The following is a 19058-nucleotide window of genomic DNA, read 5'->3' as shown; positions in this document are numbered from 1 at the left end:
CTTTCTTTATAATAATATTTTTTTTAATTTGATCAATTTCATATATCTTCATCTTGATGTGTTTTAGGATTTGCTATAACTTCCTCTTTATTTTTTTCATAAATAGTTCTTAGTTCTTCAATTTGATCATATGTCAATAAGTTTTCTACATAATCAGTATTAAATAATTTATAACTACTATTACCATATGCAACTCTTGATAATCTAAATGGTGTAGAATGACTTATTGTAAAACTCATTGCAGCACTTCTTCTCATAAATGGAGCAACAAATCAATCTTGATATAGTGTTTGTACTTCTAATTTTGCAAACTCTTTATTTCTTTCTACTAAATCAGTTGTTTTTTTAGTATCTACATCGATTAAATCTTTTGTATATTGATATCTAGAATTAAATAATTCTGATTTCCCATCTTGTTCTACAACAACATCATTAAATTTATCTTTATTAGCTTCTTTTAATTTTTTATATGCAGCATCAGCAGAAGATGAATCTAAATCTGAAAAGTTCTCAAAACCAAATAAATTACCCTGACGTAAATAGAGTTCATAATCACCATCTAATTTTAAAGTTGAAGAATATGTCATCGGATCTTTATAATCAGGACTTCAAGATGAGAAAGTTATATCTGATTTTCCAGATTGTAATTTTTCAGCATAATCATTTCAACTTATTGCTTTTTCTTGAGTTATCACAATTGGATTATTTTTTAAAGCATTGAATTTTTTTATCATTTCATCTTTATAAACACCAACTGACTCTGCTGAAGTTGGATCTTTAACTGCTACAATCTCTATTTTTTTACCAGATTTTAAGATTTCTCCTAAAAATTTGTCTTTTTCTAAGATAGTTCTTAAAGCTGATACTTGTTTTTCAACTTGTTGATTAAACCCATCAGAACCTTCTTTATTTTTACCATATTGACTATTTCTTAAAAAATCAACTCCATCTTTTAAATCGTCTTCAGTAACTGATTCAACACTATCAGTTGATTTATTCGCATCAAATTTTATTTCATTTAAAGCATCTTTTTCATAACTTAAGAAATTATCTACAAAATTATATGGTACATAAGTATTTCTTAATTGAGAAGAAACAGATTTGTCTTCATCATAAACATTTGAATAATAAGTTGCTCAATCAGTTCTGTTAATACCTGTTGTTAAAAATTGTCTTGCTTCTTTATATTGTAACAATCTAGAAGCATTTCTTGCCCTTACTTTTTTACCAGAATCTGTGCTATCATAATCACTATTTAAATAATTATAAAACATTAATCATGAAGAAGCATCATCTGGTGAGTCAGTATATTTAGTCATCCCATCTCTTTTTTTAGGATCATTTGGGTCTCCTACATATTCATCTCAACCAGCTGTATCATTTGGATTTGGTGAATAACTTGAAATTGTTCCAGCTTCATATAATTGTCTAGTTTTAGATGAATCACCTCCACCTACAAAAACATATCTTAATCTATTTAAATTAGTTTTATTTGCAAAATGATAATTTAAGTTTTTATCCAATATTAAAGAAGTATCTTGAGTAAAACTTGTTGGTACAAAGGCACCTGAATATCTACCTTTTTTATAATCATCAACTAAACTTGGATCTGACAATGCATCTTTATGAATTGGAGAAAATACTGCATAAGTTAGTAATGATTCAAAATATGGAGCTGGTTTTGTTAATGTAAATGTTACATTACTTCCTTCAACTTTTAAACCTAATTTTCCTTCTGTTACATAACTATCAAAAATTTGATTAAAGTCTGCCCCAGCTTTTTTAGCCTCAGTATTTAATTCACTTGCACCTTTGATCATATCTTTTCATATATTTATAGTTTCAGAAGCATTTTCAGGATTTAAAGCATATCTTGCAGTATTCATAAAATCATCTGCTGTCAAATCATCTACTTTATTTCCTTGATAATCACTTCATGTCGCATTATCTCTTACTTTATAAGTTCATTGAGTTTTATCACTATTTGCAACTCCAACAAATGGAGTTTCAGCAGTATAATTTTTATTTGTTGGTTCAAATAAATCACCATAAATTCTTCCATATTGGTCTGCTGCAAGTGGGTTAGCATTTGTGTTTGCTAATATTTGACCATCTTCAGCATTTTGTGTTTTTGAAGTAAGTCATTTGCTTACATTAGTCCCAATAGGAGCAACAATAGTTTTTTCTGGATCCTGATTTTTTGACCCACATGCATATGCACTTGCTGATGACGATACAACAAAGCTGACCGCCATCAAAGAAGATAATAATTTTTTCATTTTTTTAAAATTCCTTTCTTAATTAGTTATTTGTCTATATTTTTTATACTCTTTTATTTCTCTATCATTTAAATAAGCAAAATGATTTTTTTCAACTTCCACAAAGTTTGGTAAATCAAATATATAATCGTGATGTTCTTCATCTGGATTATATACAAAACTTTTTTTGTTTCTTGCTAATGAAGGTTCTGGTTGTGGTATAGCTGAAAGTAATGATTTAGTGTAAGGATGAATTGGATTTTTAAATAACTCATCTGCCTCACACATTTCAACAATTTGTCCATGATATATTACAGCAATTCTATCTGTGATAAACCTAACTACACTTAAATCATGTGCAACAAATATAAATGTTAAATCTTTTTCTTTTTGAAATTTTTTAAAAAGGTTTAAAACTTGAGCACGAATTGAAACATCAAGTGCTGAAATTGGTTCGTCAGCTACAATTATTTTAGGATTTAATATTAATGATCTTGCTATTCCTATCCTTTGTCTTTGACCTCCTGAAAATTCATGAGGATATCTAGATAAATGTTCAGGTAACAAACCTACTGACTTAATTGTTTTTAAAATAAGATATTTTTTCACATCTTTATTTTTTATAGTTTTAATATCTGTAATTTTATTATTGTTATTTTCATTGTAATAATCCATATACTCACGTTTAGCTTCATTTGATTTATATAAATCTTTGTAATTAACTAAACCTTCACCTATAATTTCATCAACTGACATTCTATCATTTAATGATGAACTTGGATCTTGAAATATCATTTGAATATTACGCCTGTTCTCCTTTCTAGCCCTTCGACTTACAGGCTTAAAAATATATGATTTCTTTACTAATTTATCAATTGATGGCAACTCTAGAAATTCAATAAATTGAGTGATGTTATTTTTTTCCTCTTCAGATAAATCAATTTTTATATTTTTTCATTCATTATATTTATTTACTAATTCATCATCTTTAACAACATCTCTATCAATTATTTTTTTGATATAAGTTGCCTGTTTAATATAATCTTCAACTTCAGAATCGGTTAATTCTTTCTTATTATTAACAATATTCTTTAAATCGTTTTCAAAATCCGTTTCAAACAACTTTGAAGCTAAATTATTCAACTTTACATAATCGATATTTTTACTTTTGTAAATATTGATGATTTTAAAGCAATAATTAATATTCATATTGGATTTAGATCAAAAATCTTTAATGTAATAATTTAATAGTTTAATTTCCTTAACATTTTCTAGACTAGAATTACTTAATTTTATTAACTGATTTTTACACTCTTCAATAAAGTTTTTTCTAGAAACATATACTTTTTTATAATATTTTGGAAGTTGTTTGTTTTTAACTCTCTCATTAGCAGTTAATAATGTGTTTTCATTTTGAATATTTTTTGCAACATTTATTTTTGAAATTAATTCATTATTATTTGTTACAACAAAATCTAAATTTTTGAATAAAGTACTTAATAAATCTTTAAACTTATAGGTCTTTTCTAAATCGTTTTTTGATTTATCTACTATTTTTTTTGTTGATATATAAATGTCTTCAACTTTTAATTTAATTTCTTCAATTATTTCATTTACTTGTTTTTGCTTTTCTAGTAATGATTGTTCTAGTTCAACTGGAATTTTAGGTACTTGTATATGTATATTTTTTACAAAGTTTATAATTCTTTGTTGAATTTTTATAATTTCATTAATAATATTTAAACTATATTTATACATATCATCAATGAATATTATTTTGTCAATATTTATTTTTTTTAAAAAATCTTTTTTTATTATTGTTTCTATACTTTTAGAATCTGTATAGGTTTTTTTTAAATCTGTTAATAAATATCTTAAATATTTTGTTACAGAATATACTTTATTTTCAAAATCTTTAAGTTTGTATGTGATAGAAGTATTTAATTTATATAAACTAGCTGATCTTCCTGCAATAATGATGTCATTCATGTATATAGCACCATCATTTAGACCTTGTACACCAACTATTGATCTAGCAATAGTAGTTTTACCACTTCCTGATTCACCAACAAGACCAAAGATTTCTCCTCTATTAATGTCAATTGTTGTATCATTAACAGCTTTAAATTTTTTGCCCTTGTTTCTAAAAACAATACTTAAATCTCTTATTTTTAGAAAGGCATTGTTTCTTTTTAAATTAGCCATAATCTTTTCTTTCTATTAATCTTCTATCTTACTTTTTAAATTATTTAAAACTTCAGGTTTTTCTGTTTTAGGAGCTCTTTCATCTAATAATCAAGTTTTAGCAAAATGAGTTTCGCTAATCTTGAATACTGGTGGTTCATAAAATTTATCAACTTCTAATGAATAATCACTTCTTAAAGCAAATGCATCACCAACAACTTTTTTAAATAATGATGGTGGTGAACCTTTAATTGAATAAAGTTCTTTACCTTTTTCACCTAACTGTGGCAATGATGATAATAGTGATCATGTATAAGGATGCTTTGGATTATGGAATATTTCATCTGTTAAACCATATTCAATTATTTGTCCTGCATACATAACAGCTACCCTATCTGCTAATTTTGCAACAACTCCTAAATCATGAGTTATAAACACAACTGTAAATTTATATTCTTCTTGAAGTTCTTTTATTAAATCTAATATTTGCGCTTGAATTGTAACGTCAAGTGCAGTTGTTGGTTCATCACAAATTAATATATTGGGTCTTGAAGCAAGTGCAATTGCAATAACAACACGTTGTCTCATACCACCAGAATATTGACCCGGTATATCTTTATATCTTTTTTTAGCATTTTGGATTCCAACTTTTTCTAATAATTTTATTGCCTCTTCTTTAGCTTTTTTTCTGGAATACTTTAATTTTTTTCTAAGTACCTCAGAAATTTGAAAACCTACTGATAGTAATGGGTTTAAAGAAGTCATTGGATCTTGAAATATTGAAGCAATTGTTTTACCCCTTAAATTTCTAAGTGACTTAATGGATTTTATTTTATTTACAAGTTTTAGCTTTTTTCAGTTGCTTCAACTTTCTAAAATTAAATTAAATTCATTTTCTGAAACTGTTTTATTAATGAACATGTTTTTTATATAACTTTCAATTTGAATTTCAATTTCAAAATTATAGAAATTGAAACTATAAAATTTTAAAAACTTGTATATATTATTCTTTAAAAGAAATAGATATTTTTTATTATCACTAAAAGTTTTTATATCTTTATCATATTTTATTAATAAATTTTTCAAATGTTCTAAATTTAAATCTTTTTTATATATTTCTTTATAAAAATCTTCGAAAGTATTTTTAAGATATAATTCAATAAATTCCATATCTTTAAAATTATTAAATTTTTTAATTAATTCTGATACTATAGATTTTTTATAATTTAAAAATAATATTTCGGTTATAATACTTTGATCTTTTTTGTCCGATTTATAAAACTCAATTATTTTTTTAAGAAAAGATATAGTTGATCAAACACGATATTTTGATATTAAAGATGGATTTTTAATTTTTCTTTTATTAACTTTTAAATTAAAAAACTCTTCCTCTAATCTATCATTTAATTCACTTTTGAAATTTAAGTTGTTTATATATTTTAATTCTTGATCAATCTTATTCAAATTATTAATTATTGAACTTTTTTTGTATTGGAATTTATTTTTTTTATTAAAATCAGTTTCTTTGATTTTAATAGCTTCTAATTTTTTTAATGTTACATCATACTTTTTGTTTAAATTATTTAAATTTAGATTTTTTAGATGTCTTTTCTTTTTTTTGTTTTCTTTTAATTCAAAGTTTAAACTTTTTACAATAGATTTTATTGTGTATTTATCAACAATATTTTTTTGTAGACTTACCAAATCAATTGGTTCTTTAAAATAACTTTGTGGGTTAGTTTTTAAATTTGGATAATATATTATTGAACCTTCACTAATAAATCCATTACTTTCAAGCATACCAGTAAATGTTTTTGTAATAACTGATTTACCACTTCCTGATTCTCCAACTATAGCCAATATTTCTTGATCATAAATATCTAATGATACATTTCTAATAGCAGTAAGAAACTTTTGTCTTACTTGGAACTTAACCTCTAAATTGTTTAAAGATAAAATTTTACTACTCATAATATTTCCTTATCTATGTAATTTTGGATCTAGGGAATCTGAAAATATTTTCCCTACAACGAAGAATAATAATGAAATACCCCCAATAAATGATATTGGTATAATCATTAAATATGGGTATATTTGTCAAGAAGTGTTAGCAATCATTTCATTAAGGATAGATCCCAATGAAGCTTCATCCATTAAATCATTTACAAATCCAAAATTGTAATATGCAAGTAATGAATCTAATGCAATGGCATTAGGAATTGCAAATGATGCTGTTTGAATAACTATCGGTAATATTTTTGGTAAAATATTTTTTACCATTATTCTTGGTCCTTTTGTTCCTAATATTTTAGAAGCAACATTATATTCAGCATTTCTAACTAATATTGTTTGAACTCTAATTACAGAAGCCATTCCAATTCAACTTGTTATAGAAATTGCAACTACTAAGACTTGTAAACTAACTTTTACATTAAACAAGCTATATATATAAATAACTAATAACCAAAGAATTAATGATGGAATTAATGTTAAGAATCTTATTACTTCTATGAATAACATATCTAGTCTAGAATAAAAACCTCAAATTAATCCAATAAATATTCCTATGGCAATTTCAACTGATGCAATTATAACCATAAATAATAAAGTTGAACGTGAACCAATTCACATTTTATTTCATAAATCTTCGCCTCTAAGAACAAGTCCAAATCAATGTTCTGCATTAGGAGCCATTGGTCCAGTACCTGGTCTATCTAAGGGAACAGGTTTTTCTCCTCTTGCAATTGTTATTGTAAGAGTTATAAAAATAATTATTAAAATTAATGAAATTATAAAAGCTTTACTTTTAATAACTGTTTTACCAACAGATTTTCAATAACTATAAGGTTTTGTGTCAATTGATTCAACCTTTGTTTCATCAACATCTTTTGAAAAAGTAAAAAGAGAATTACTAATTTTACTTGGATCAAAATTTTGTTTTAAATATTTAAATTTCATAATACTCCTTTACTATAATTTGACTCTAGGGTCCATTAAGACTAGTATTAAATCACTAATTAGAGATGAGAATACTCCAACCCCTGCTGAAAGTGTAATATAACCTAAAACAACAAATACATCATTTGTACTAACCCCAGTAAGTATATATTTACTCATACCTGGTGCAGATCAGAACCTTTCAACTAGAATACTTGAACCAAATAATGATAATATCAATGCCCCAGGTATTAATCTAATAATACGAATACCAGCATTTCTAAAAATATGAACATAAAATATATAAGATGAACTTAATCCTTTTGATTGAGCAAACCTTGTATAGTCTGCTGTCATTTCATCAATTACATACCTTCTTGTAGAAATTACAATAGAAGGCATTATAAGTAAGACGACGCCAATAACAGCTAAAAAGTTAGTATAATCATCTTCATCTCAAATACCAGCAGAGCCCATATATTTCAATGAAAACATCCAAAATAAAGCTATTATAATAGTTGCAGGAGCTGAAATAATTAATAAAAATAATCAGCTTATAAAACTATCTATTGGTTTTTCTTTGTTTTTTGCAGCTATTATACCAAGTGGTACTCCAAACAAATATGAAATTATAACTGCTGAGAAACCTATTGTAAATGATATTGGCATAGCATCTTTGAATGAATCCATTACCGGATAGTTTATTATTCCATTTGATTTGTTAAGTATTAAACCTAATCAAAATCATTTTGTTTGTGGTTCACCTCAAGTAATACCCATGTTACTAACTTTTAAAGGCATCCTTATTTCTTTTGGAATAAAAGGTGTTATGTTTTTCAAATAATTAAATATTTGTTCAATCATAGGACCATATATTCCTAATGCTATCTTTTTATTTTTTACTCATTCGAAATATTCTGGGCTATTTATTTTAACAGGAGGTTTTGCGACATTGAAATCATTCATAATATCTGCATCTCTAATGAAAGCAACCATCAAAACATATACAACTGCTATTGCAATATAAAGAGTTATAAAAGCATATATAATTCTCTTTAATGAGTACATTAACAAAGGTGTTTTTTTCAAAAATTCTTTATTAACTTCTCTAAGTTTATTTCAAGAATATTTAAGTTTTTCAAAAAATGCTTTTTTTGAGCCAGAATCATTTAATTTATTTTCCAAACTATCAATAATATTACTTAACTCAGTATCGTCAGCAAGTTTTTCTACTTCTTTTTCCATATTTTCCTTTCTTTTTTTTATTACTTATTATTAAACATTTTATTAAAATAATATATTATAATAATCTATTATTAGGAGGCTATCATGAGCAATAAAAATACTCAAAAATCTAAAGACATAAAAAGAAAAATTAAGGAAGATCATAAGGCTTACGTAAACAACAAGATTGACGAAATATTTGAAAATCCTGTAGAAAAGCATTATTCCTTCAATCAATCAAAGAGACTTAAACTTTATGATTACATCATAATTTTAATATCTGTTTTAATTTCGATTGGAATATCATTTTTAATTTCAATTTATGGTTTCAAAGATATTAGTAAAACAGAATGATTTACAGCTGCTTTTACTTTTTTAAGTTTATTTTCTGCTATAATAACTGGTTGATTGAAAAATAATTATGTTGCAAGATTTTTTAATGATAAAAGAAGGAGATATCAAACCACTCTATCAAGCGAAGAAGGTTTTATGAGAAGAATTATTAAAATTCTTTTATTAATTTCTTTGATCTTGCTAATTATTAGTGTTATTTTTGTTTTTACCCTATAATAAAGGTTTTATATTTTATTTATCACTCATTCTATAAGACACGCTTTAGTCCTTGTACTTTTTTCATACTACTTTATTTAATAAATTCATTTTTATTAAATATTTTGCAATAATTCTCCTTTCCACTTATGAAGGGTAACTATAAAGAAAAACTCCTGCTTGTGAAACTTATTCACAAGCAGGAGTTTTAATTAATAAATTAAATTATTTATATAGCTACTCTTTGCTTATATTTACTTTTATTGTTTCAACAATTTATATGAACTTATGTATGACAAAATCATAATGCTAGTGGCATTACGTTTAATATTCAACTTAGAATACATACATGAATTTCTTCAGTTCATAATTTTGTTTCCCTTCATAATACTTTTATATTAACAAAAATAAATTTAAAAATATACACTTTTTTAAAAAAATTTAAAAAAAGTGTATATTTATCAAAAGTGTTTAAAGTGATTGTTCTAGATTAATTAAAATGAGGTTTCATCTTAATATTTAGTTCAAACATTATTTAAGTTATTATTTAAATATAATAAATCTTTTTAAAAATATAGCAAAAATGATTTTTAACTAGAGACATTTACACTAACTGATATTGCTACTGTTGATAAATATTTTCAATTTTCATGACCATATAATTCAAAATTAACATCATTAGTAAAATAAATAATTAAATCATATTCGCCAATAGTTAAATTGTCTCTTCACTCACAAATATCATTTAATGTTTCATATTCAACAATATTATTGAACATCATTATATCTATTTTTTCATCATTTTTTTGGATTCAAGGTCTTAATCATCTATCAATATTGTATTCTTTATCTCAAAATGCGGGTGCATCATTTTTAAAATAATAATCTCTTTGATAATTATATTTATCAAGTATCGTATTTTTTAACTTATCTAAAAATATATTGTCTTTACTAATTGAGTTATAAATTTTGTTTAATCAATTTGTATCACTATTTTTTATGTCTATTGTATGTTTCTTATTTGTTGAACTCTTATTAGTAAAGTCAATGATATCTAAATATTTAGTTATTATTTTAATTTTTATTGTAATATTATTATCGATTTTATAATAAACATTATTTTTAGATAAATCTAATTGTAAAGAACCTTCATTTGTTATTTCATCAAATTCAAAATTAATAAATTTTATTTGTGATTTAAGTATTAACGGATTTTTGCTTAAAAACTCCCTTTCTGTTTCTTCAACAATATTATTATTGCTATTTAAAATAATATTAGTATCCCTTATGTAATTAATTAAGTTTTTTCTAGTTTTTCAATAATCTCCAATTAACTTTGTGTTATTAAAAATTGGATCATTATTAAAATAATCTAAGTATTTTTCATTATAAAAATTATTAGCATCAACTACATAGTCATCAGTTTTTACAATTCTTGAAAAGTTTTTTACAACTTCGACCACTGGTAATACTTCTTTATTTTTATCAAAAATTCCTCTGTTTCATCAACTATTTCCTACCATGAATGACTTTTGATTACTTTCATTATTTGGTTCAGAATAATAAATTCCTTCTCTTGTAGACCAACCTGATTTACCACTAAATATTCAAGCTGGTTCTCATCAATAAAAACCTGTTTCATCATCAGGATTTGCTTTACTAATTGTTTCCATAACAGAACTAGTTAATTTTATTTGTGAATCTGGTGAGGGGTTCGCTAATTCTCCTGATCCATTTTGACTCGAACTTATATCTACAACCAAATTAGTTTGTTCATAAGTATAAGGAACAGCATATTCTGAAACATAAGATTTTAAATTATATTTAGTTTTAATTGAATCCATTAAATTATATAGCTTTAAATTATTACCATTTCAGTCAGGATAATATGTTATACCAACTGAATCTACTCAATCTACATTTTTACCTTTAATTAAATACTCATCTAAAGTATCCATTCATCTAGTAATTGATGGTGAACCATCAATATGTATTGCTAAATCTGTTTTTACATTAAATTCTGACTCAAATGTTTTTACACCAGATGCTGCATAATTTAAGTAATCTGCTGTTTGTAAAACATCTTTATATCCTGATTTTGAGTTATTTTTTAATGATCAAAATGCACCTCTAGTAATTTCATTTCCCAATTGTGTTGTTTTAGGAACAATTCCTGTCTTTTGATAAAAAGTTTTTAATGTATTATAAGTATATTTTTCAATTACATTCTTAAGTTCATTTGTAGAATAATTCTCTCATTCTTTTGGAAGATATTGTCTGTTTGGATCTGCTCAAAAATCTGAAAAATGAAAATCTAATAAGACATTTTTAATATTAAATTTTTTCGCTTGATTAGTAATTCAAATATCTGTTTCTAAATCATTGTGACCCCCACCATATGTATTACCTTTATCATCATATGGATTATTTCACAATCTTAATCTAATTGAATTAAAATTATTTTTAGCTAATATTTCAAAAAGGTTTTTGTATTCTCCATCATCATCAATATAGATTTTTTGATTATCATCACTTAACTCTTCAAAGGATTTATGATTCATTTGTTCAACAACTTCTGCATAAGATGAAACATCAGCTCCTTTAATAAAAGAACTATTATTAATTTTTATATTAGAATAGAAATTATTATATCAATAATTTTGGTCATCTTTTTTATTTAACACAAACATTGCGATAAATGTAGAAATGACTATAGAGATAGTTGCAAAGATTGAAAAACATATTATAAGTATTTTATTATTCTTCATAAGTTTAACTAACCCTTTCATTATTATTTTTTTGATTTTCATTAAAAATATATTTCTTATTTAAAATAAATGTAAATGAAAATAAACCACTTATAATTAATCCCATTTTATAAATATATTTTCTTTCTAAAAGATTAACATCAATTTTAAATAACATTATAAAAAACATAAACATAATAGAAGTTATTAGCAAATAAAAGTTAAAAATTATTAATAAAAATGATAATCAATAATTTAAATCGCTTTTATTAACAACTCAATTGATTAAGTCCCCCATTAATCCATTTCCATAACTTTTTAAATCAGTATATATAAAAATAGTTGAGTTTATTAAATAAAAAATATTTATTAGTAATAATGTGTTTTCAATAAAATTGAAACTAGTTTTATCAAAAACTTTTAGTTTATAATTTTTATTTTTTCAATACAGATATTCTCAATATATTGATATAAAAAATAATAAATTATGAAATCAAAATAAGTATTTAAAATTTTTTGGTGCAAATAGTCGCATTAAAAAACTCATAAATGCAATTCACATAATAAATAAACTTAATTTTAATCAAAGTTGAACTGTATTTAAATTTGATTTTTCACTACTTAAATTTATAAATAAATTATATGTTATGCTCATTGTTAATATAGATAATGTTAACAAGCTATAAGTAAAATATAATATTAAAGTTGTTATATAAAAATGTTTATCTTTTGAAGATAAAAAATATTTATTATCGTTAATAATTTACACCCCTCATTTATTCCCCAAAAATTATTTATTTCAATTGAAATATTCCATAATATTTTATAAGAATTATATTTAAAAATCAATAAAAAAAGAAACATTAATCTAGACTTTTAGATTTTTGTTTCTTTTTTATTTTTTTTATTTTATTATCTTCATTTATAAATTCTTCAGATATTAATCTGTTTCTTCTTCAAGGATCTGGTAAATAATGATAACTAAAAAATACAATACCATCAAGAATTAACATACAAATTCCAGGTAATAAAGCAATTAATATAGCAAATAATATTAAATATCAATTTTTAGTAGTATATTCTTCTAATGTAGGTAATTTCATTACTTCACTATTAAATATAGGTATGAAAATAATAACTACATTTACTACAATTGATACAAAACTTGCTATTCACAATGTTTTATTAAAAATAACATTAATTTTTTTACTTGATTTTCAGTTAGAAAGTTTAATAAAGTTTGCAAAAAAACAAGGTGCACTAGTAATTGTCACAAACATTGTTAATCTACCATGACTTTGTAGTAATGATTTTGAATTATAACTTAATTCATCAGATCTCAAAGCTTCAAATCAAGAGGTGTATTTACCGCCAGTTATATCAAAAACTTCTTTTTCAGTAGTATAAATCATACCTACATAAAATGCTGCGATTGTTGCAATAGTTGTAAAAAATATTATTTTAAATAAGGTATATCATAATCCTAATAAAATTGGGTTTTTACCTTTAATTGGTTTTACCTTCATTAATGTAGAATCATTAGCACCCATACCAATTGATAATGCAATAATTGATTCTACAATTAGATTCATTCAAAGAATATTAGTTGCATCTAATGGTGAAATTGTGTTTACAGTTGATAGTATAAAAATAGATAAAACATTTGCTAAATTAACACCAATTATAAAAGAAATAGCACGTTTAATTTTTTGATAAACATTTCTTCCTTCATTAACACCTTTTATAATTGTTTCAAAATTATCATCAGTCAATATAACATCAGCTGCTTCTTTGGCTACATCAGTACCAGTAATACCCATTGCGACACCAATATCGGCTTTGGCTAAACTTGGTGCATCATTAACTCCATCACCAGTCATAGATACGATATAATTATGTTTTTTTAAAGCATCAACTATTCTAACTTTATGTTCAGGATTTACTCTCGCAAATACTCTTATTTGTTCAATGACGTTTGCTAGTTGATAATCATCCATTTTATTAAGATCATCAGAACTTAAAACCTCAGTTTGGTGTTGTGCTAAATCAAGTTCTCTTGCAATAGCCAAGGCTGTTGAGGCATGATCACCTGTAATCATCACAACTCGAATTCCAGCATCATGTGCTTGTTGAACTGCATTAATAGCACTTTCCCTTACAGGGTCTATCATTGCTACAGCTCCAATAAATATAAGATCATCTTCAATTGTTGACTTATCAGTTGAATTATTTGATTCTTTATATGCAAAACCAAGAACTCTTAAAGCATGTTCAGATAACTCTTGATACAATTCATGCATCTTTTTCATGTCATCATCAGTTATTTTTCTAATTTGACCATTTTCCATTATTCTGGAACACTTTTTGTATAATTCATCAATTGCACCTTTAGTAAATATGATATTTTTATTATCTATTGTGTTAATTGTTGTCATCATTTTACGTTCACTATCAAATGGAATCTCAAAAGTTCTTTTTCATTTTTTTCTAGCATCTTTTTCATCATATTCATGTAATTCTGCATAATCAACTAATGCTAATTCTGTTGGGTCACCGATTCTTTCATCGCCTTCAACTATAGAATCATTACACAATATTAATGCTTTTAAAAATAAATCTTTTTGTAAATCACTTGTGAATGTGTATTTATTTACATCTTGTATAACGTTATCAAAAATAAGTCTTTTTACAGTCATTCTATTATGAGTAAGCGTACCTGTTTTATCTGTACAGATATAATTTACACTACCAAGTGTTTCAACTGCTTGTAATTTTTTTACAATAACATTTTCTGCTGCCATTTTTTTAGTACTTAAACTAAGTGTAATTGAAACAATTGCTGCAAGACATTCAGGAATAACACCAATTGCAAGTGTTATTCCAACCATCATGTAGTTTGCCCAAGCTTCTTTATTACCACTAAAAAATAATGTTACAAAAATTAATACCCCTATTACAAAACTCAATGCAGCTACATAGTAAGTAAATTTATTAAGTTTTTTTTCTAATGGAGTTAGTTCTTCACTATTATTATTAATTGAATCAGAGATTTTACCTATTTCAGTATCTTTTGCAATTTTTACAACAATTCCAATGGCTCTACCGCTTGTTGTAAAGGTTGACATAAAAGCCATGTTTTTCATTTCTGCTAATATATCAGTTTCTTTTTTTAAACCTAAGTGAGTTTTAGATACTGGTATTGATTCACCTGTTAAAATTGATTCATCTATTGATAAATCACTTTGTTCAATAATTCTAATATCAGCTGGCACATACCTACCGGCTTCTAATATAACAATGTCTCCAATAGTTAATTCACTAGCATCAATTTCTTGTTGTTGACCATTTCTAAGCACCACTGCTTTTGGTTTCGATAAACTTTTTAAGGCATCAGTTGATTTTCTAGCCTTCAATTTTTGTAGAGTTTCAAGAATCGCATCAAGCAATACAATAACTATAATAACTATAGCATCAATAAATTCCTCTACTTCAACCTTTCAATCATTACTTATTAATTGTGCAATAATTGAAATAATAGCTGCTGCAATTAATACTAACAAAATCGGTTCTACTAATGCCTTTAAAAAAATAATGAATCAATGAACATTTTTCTTTGTTTCAATTACATTTTTACCATATTTTTTGCTATTTTCTTCCAGTTTAGCATCGGTTAAACCTTCTTCAAAATCTAAACCATACTTTTCTTCTATTTTTTTACTATCTAACGAAAGATAATCTTCCATATTTATAAGTCCACTTTCCTTTACTTTAAAAAATTATAACATTTAATTTAAAATATCTTATAAGATTATTAATATTTAATATTATACATTAAAAATTATTGCTATTAATAAGTAAAATATTTTTAAATACTTAAAATGTTTTTATAAATGAAATAAATTATTTATATTTGTTATTATTAAAAAAGTTTATAAACTAATTTGTTTATTGGAGGATTTATGTTTAACAATTTTTATGTATTAGGAAATAGTCTAAGTGATGGTGGTGCTTATAATTCAATCGTTCAAGTTTTATTAGATCTAGAAAATGGGAAGAATAAATTTAAATACAAGTTTGGTGGTAATTTTAAAAATGAAAAAAGTCAATTTTATTCTTATTCAAATGGGATGACTGCAGTTGAATGAATAAATATATATTTAGGTTTTAGTAGTCCAATGAAACCAAGTGGTTATTTAATGATAAACGAATATAATTTAAATGGTAGGAATTTTGCTGTTGGTGGAGCAAGAGCATATAGAGACATTTCAGTTACATTAAATGAAGCAAATCTAATTGATAAAATGCTAAAGGCAGATATAATTACACAAACTCAATCACTTTTAGAACAGAAAAATATCACTAAAAATGATTTAATATTATTTGAAATTGGTGGAAATGATTTACTTGATTCAATTAAAATATTTTTAAATACAAAAAATATTAATGATGCATATGAAATATTGAATAAAGCTGTTATTAATATTAAAAAATCTCTTGATATGATTTTAATAAAAGGTTCAAAAGTTCTATACACAACAACATCAGACATACAATACATTCCATTGTTACAAGGTTCAGAACTTGATGAAAACGGTAATTTAAATGCTATATCAAAATTAATAATTAGTAATCCAAAAATCCAAGACTTAATTTATAAAATAACTGAATATTTTTATATAAAAATAATTGAAGTGATTGATGATTTAAAAATAACATACAAAGATAGCATTAATACTTTTGATCTATTTAAAAATTTTAAAACAATTTTAGATGAGTACTGTTATCAATATAAATTAAAATTTAATAAAGATGTTAATTTTAAAAACAATTATGGATTAGATAAAATAGAATATGATAAAAATAAAAAAACATATTATAATAAAAATTTAACATTAGAAAAACATATTATTAATCATAATATTGATGATTTTTTTTACATTGATAATGTACATCCAACAAGATATGTTCACCAATTTGTAGGTAAAAAAATATATAACAAAATATGTGAATACTGATTAAGTACGAATGACATGATTGATTTAGAAATCGATTTAATATAATTAATTTATTCATAATAAACTTTAATATCTTCTTCTAAAAAATATGGGTTGTTAAAACCATCTGATAAAGAAATATAAGCATTTTTGTTTTCTTTATCGATTTCTTTAACTTTAAGAGTTTTTTTTGGTTCAATTATATTTTCATTATATTTAAGAATATTATTTAATATTTTAACTTCAATACTAGGTAATAATCCAAAACTTAATTTTTGAATATTTTTTGTTAAGAAAACATTATTTAATGAAATCTTTTTATAAATTTTTAACATAGCTGTTCCAGATAAATTAACACCATTAATGTTATTTTCCATGCCATTCTTAATCTTTATTTTAATTTTATTAACTTCATTATCAATATCGTTGCTTAATACATCATTTTTATAAAATGATAAATCTACCATATCTATTAATTGATTTACACTAATAGATATTTTAATTACATTTTTAACTTCCTTAATTACATTTTCAATGTAATCTTTTAAATCAATTAAAAAATCATCTTTGCTTGAAAGATTGTTTGGATTTATACAGATATAACCTTTAAAAATAGCTTTATTAAACAATTTGTAAATACCCTTTTTATTTACAAATTGCTCTAATAATTTTATGTCCATTATTTACCTTTGCCTTTTAGTCTATTATAAAACAAAAAAAATAAAATACAATTTAAAAATTCTTATTAAATTATATTTTTTATATAATTATGAAACATATTTTTAAATTTATGTATAGCAATTTTTTTTATTAAAGTGTTGAATAGTTTTTGAATGCATTGCTAAATTAAATGTTTATTTAATATGTGCTTTATAAAAAAAACGCCAACTGATGAAGGCGTTTTATACAATAACCTAAGGATTTAAATCTCCAATATATACAACTGGTGTGATTAAATTCCTTTTTTATAAATGGTTTAATATTCAATTGTTTTTATTTTTTCTGAAAAGTTAGTAAATATTAAAGCCACATAAAATAACAAGGTAAATGCCAATATAGAAGAGTAAACAATCAATGTATCTTTTGAATACCCAATTATAATTGGATACAGAATAAATAATATTATTACTAATAGAGTATAAACAAATGAAAGAATAAGAGAAACCTTTAACTTTAATACTTGTCTGAAACAAAATAAAACATTTACCATTGCTGCAGCAACAATTAAGAAACCACAAATCAATGATGGTATAACTATAGTTAAACTACTTCCTGAAAACATCACAATTAAAGATGTTAAAAATCCTAAAAATGCAATTGTACAAGAAGATATCAAAATTATTAATTTAGCACCATTCAAAATAAAATCTCCTTAATAAAATAAAAAATATCGAGCGATCTCAATATTATGTATATATTATATCATAAAATAATTAAATTAGTATAGGTTAATCTATATAATACTGTAAATTAGATGCCTTAACTACTTTTTTTTATTATTCGTTATAAAAAATATTAATAATAATAATAATAATAATATAAATTCATATAAATATAAGATACTATGAAATTTAGTTTTATTATTTAAAGTCTAAAATATGTTGCATGCTTAATTACGAGATATTAAATAAAAAAGTGGATTTTCCACTTTTGTTAATAATATATAAAAATAAATAAAAAATAATTTTAATTAACTGAATTAATTGTTTTTATAAACCATATCTATTGAACCAAAACCAAATGCTGATGTTCCATCATAATGTGGGCTCAAACTAAGTAAATATTTTTTTGTTATATCTACTGATTCATCATTTGATAAAGTTATCTTAGCTGTATAGATACTATTAAATTCTGTATTTTTTTTAACATCATATATTTTAAAAATACTTGATGTTGCAGTTGTTGTACCATCTTCGTCATAATATCGAGTATCCAATTCAAAATCAAGATCTTTATTTATATAAAAATCATTTCCGATTAATATCAAAACTGAAGCATAATCATCTTTTCCTACTAATTCATTCTTGTCTACATAAACTTCATTTTTATAAGTAACTAAACCATGAATATCTCCACTATCACAAGAAATTACATTTGTTAATGCAATAGAACTAATACTTATTGCACTAAATACAGTCAAAAGTTTTTTCATTTTATCTCCTTTA

The 19058-nt window shown here is 23.9% G+C and carries 13 protein-coding genes; 2 read left to right on the top strand and 11 right to left on the bottom strand.

Annotation, left to right across the window (positions count from 1 at the left end):
- Nucleotides 1-23 precede the first annotated feature (23 nt).
- The 5 genes from STURON_RS02380 to oppB are packed head-to-tail and all read right to left on the bottom strand — an operon-like array spanning nucleotide 24 to nucleotide 8624.
- Nucleotides 24-2279: an ABC transporter substrate-binding protein gene (locus STURON_RS02380; RefSeq protein ID WP_075048285.1), complete on the bottom strand. Its 2256-nt coding sequence runs from the start codon at nucleotides 2277-2279 to the stop codon at nucleotides 24-26.
- A gap of 18 nt (nucleotides 2280-2297) precedes the next feature.
- The gene (oppF, locus tag STURON_RS05990; RefSeq protein ID WP_075048284.1) at nucleotides 2298-4463 is read right to left on the bottom strand and encodes an oligopeptide ABC transporter ATP-binding protein OppF; all 2166 of its coding nucleotides are present in this window, start codon (nucleotides 4461-4463) and stop codon (nucleotides 2298-2300) included.
- A 15-nt stretch (nucleotides 4464-4478) separates the two neighbouring features.
- Complete coding sequence (gene oppD, locus STURON_RS05875; RefSeq protein WP_075048283.1) at nucleotides 4479-6413, bottom strand: oligopeptide ABC transporter ATP-binding protein OppD; 1935 nt, start codon at nucleotides 6411-6413, stop codon at nucleotides 4479-4481.
- 9 nt (nucleotides 6414-6422) lie between these two features.
- On the bottom strand, nucleotides 6423-7400 hold the full coding sequence (gene oppC, locus STURON_RS02365; RefSeq protein ID WP_075048282.1) for an oligopeptide ABC transporter permease OppC: 978 nt from the start codon (nucleotides 7398-7400) through the stop codon (nucleotides 6423-6425).
- 12 nt (nucleotides 7401-7412) lie between these two features.
- Nucleotides 7413-8624 (bottom strand): oligopeptide ABC transporter permease OppB, encoded by a 1212-nt coding sequence (gene oppB, locus STURON_RS02360; protein ID WP_075048281.1) that lies wholly within the window; start codon nucleotides 8622-8624, stop codon nucleotides 7413-7415.
- A gap of 84 nt (nucleotides 8625-8708) precedes the next feature.
- Between oppB and STURON_RS02355 the strand changes: the two genes are divergently transcribed.
- The gene (locus tag STURON_RS02355; protein WP_075048280.1) at nucleotides 8709-9173 is read left to right on the top strand and encodes a hypothetical protein; all 465 of its coding nucleotides are present in this window, start codon (nucleotides 8709-8711) and stop codon (nucleotides 9171-9173) included.
- A gap of 569 nt (nucleotides 9174-9742) precedes the next feature.
- Here the strand turns inward: STURON_RS02355 and STURON_RS02350 are convergent.
- From STURON_RS02350 to STURON_RS02340, 3 genes are all read right to left on the bottom strand, one after another.
- Nucleotides 9743-11920: a glycosyl hydrolase 53 family protein gene (locus STURON_RS02350; RefSeq protein WP_158500508.1), complete on the bottom strand. Its 2178-nt coding sequence runs from the start codon at nucleotides 11918-11920 to the stop codon at nucleotides 9743-9745.
- Nucleotides 11921-11924: 4 nt separating this feature from the next.
- Nucleotides 11925-12554 (bottom strand): hypothetical protein, encoded by a 630-nt coding sequence (locus STURON_RS02345; protein ID WP_075048278.1) that lies wholly within the window; start codon nucleotides 12552-12554, stop codon nucleotides 11925-11927.
- Between the two features lie 208 nt (nucleotides 12555-12762).
- Nucleotides 12763-15642, bottom strand: a complete 2880-nt coding sequence (locus STURON_RS02340; RefSeq protein WP_075048277.1) for a cation-translocating P-type ATPase — start codon at nucleotides 15640-15642, stop codon at nucleotides 12763-12765.
- Nucleotides 15643-15858: 216 nt separating this feature from the next.
- Here STURON_RS02340 and STURON_RS02335 point away from each other — a divergent pair, with 216 nt between their 5' ends.
- The gene (locus STURON_RS02335; protein ID WP_075048276.1) at nucleotides 15859-16959 is read left to right on the top strand and encodes an SGNH/GDSL hydrolase family protein; all 1101 of its coding nucleotides are present in this window, start codon (nucleotides 15859-15861) and stop codon (nucleotides 16957-16959) included.
- Between the two features lie 5 nt (nucleotides 16960-16964).
- On the opposite strand, the gene STURON_RS02330 is transcribed toward STURON_RS02335, so the two are convergent.
- From STURON_RS02330 to STURON_RS02320, 3 genes are all read right to left on the bottom strand, one after another.
- Complete coding sequence (locus STURON_RS02330) at nucleotides 16965-17573, bottom strand: hypothetical protein (protein ID WP_075048275.1); 609 nt, start codon at nucleotides 17571-17573, stop codon at nucleotides 16965-16967.
- Between the two features lie 296 nt (nucleotides 17574-17869).
- Complete coding sequence (locus STURON_RS02325; RefSeq protein WP_075048274.1) at nucleotides 17870-18253, bottom strand: hypothetical protein; 384 nt, start codon at nucleotides 18251-18253, stop codon at nucleotides 17870-17872.
- 339 nt (nucleotides 18254-18592) lie between these two features.
- Entirely contained in the window at nucleotides 18593-19045 is a 453-nt protein-coding gene (locus tag STURON_RS02320) for a hypothetical protein (protein WP_075048273.1), read from the bottom strand.
- Nucleotides 19046-19058: the final 13 nt, after the last annotated feature.

Source organism: Spiroplasma turonicum (assembly GCF_001262715.1).
Classification (GTDB): Bacteria; Bacillota_I; Bacilli_A; order Mycoplasmatales; family Mycoplasmataceae; genus Spiroplasma_A; species Spiroplasma_A turonicum.
The sequence above is the reverse complement of the archived record's forward strand: the minus strand, read 5'-3'. Positions and strand labels throughout refer to the sequence as shown.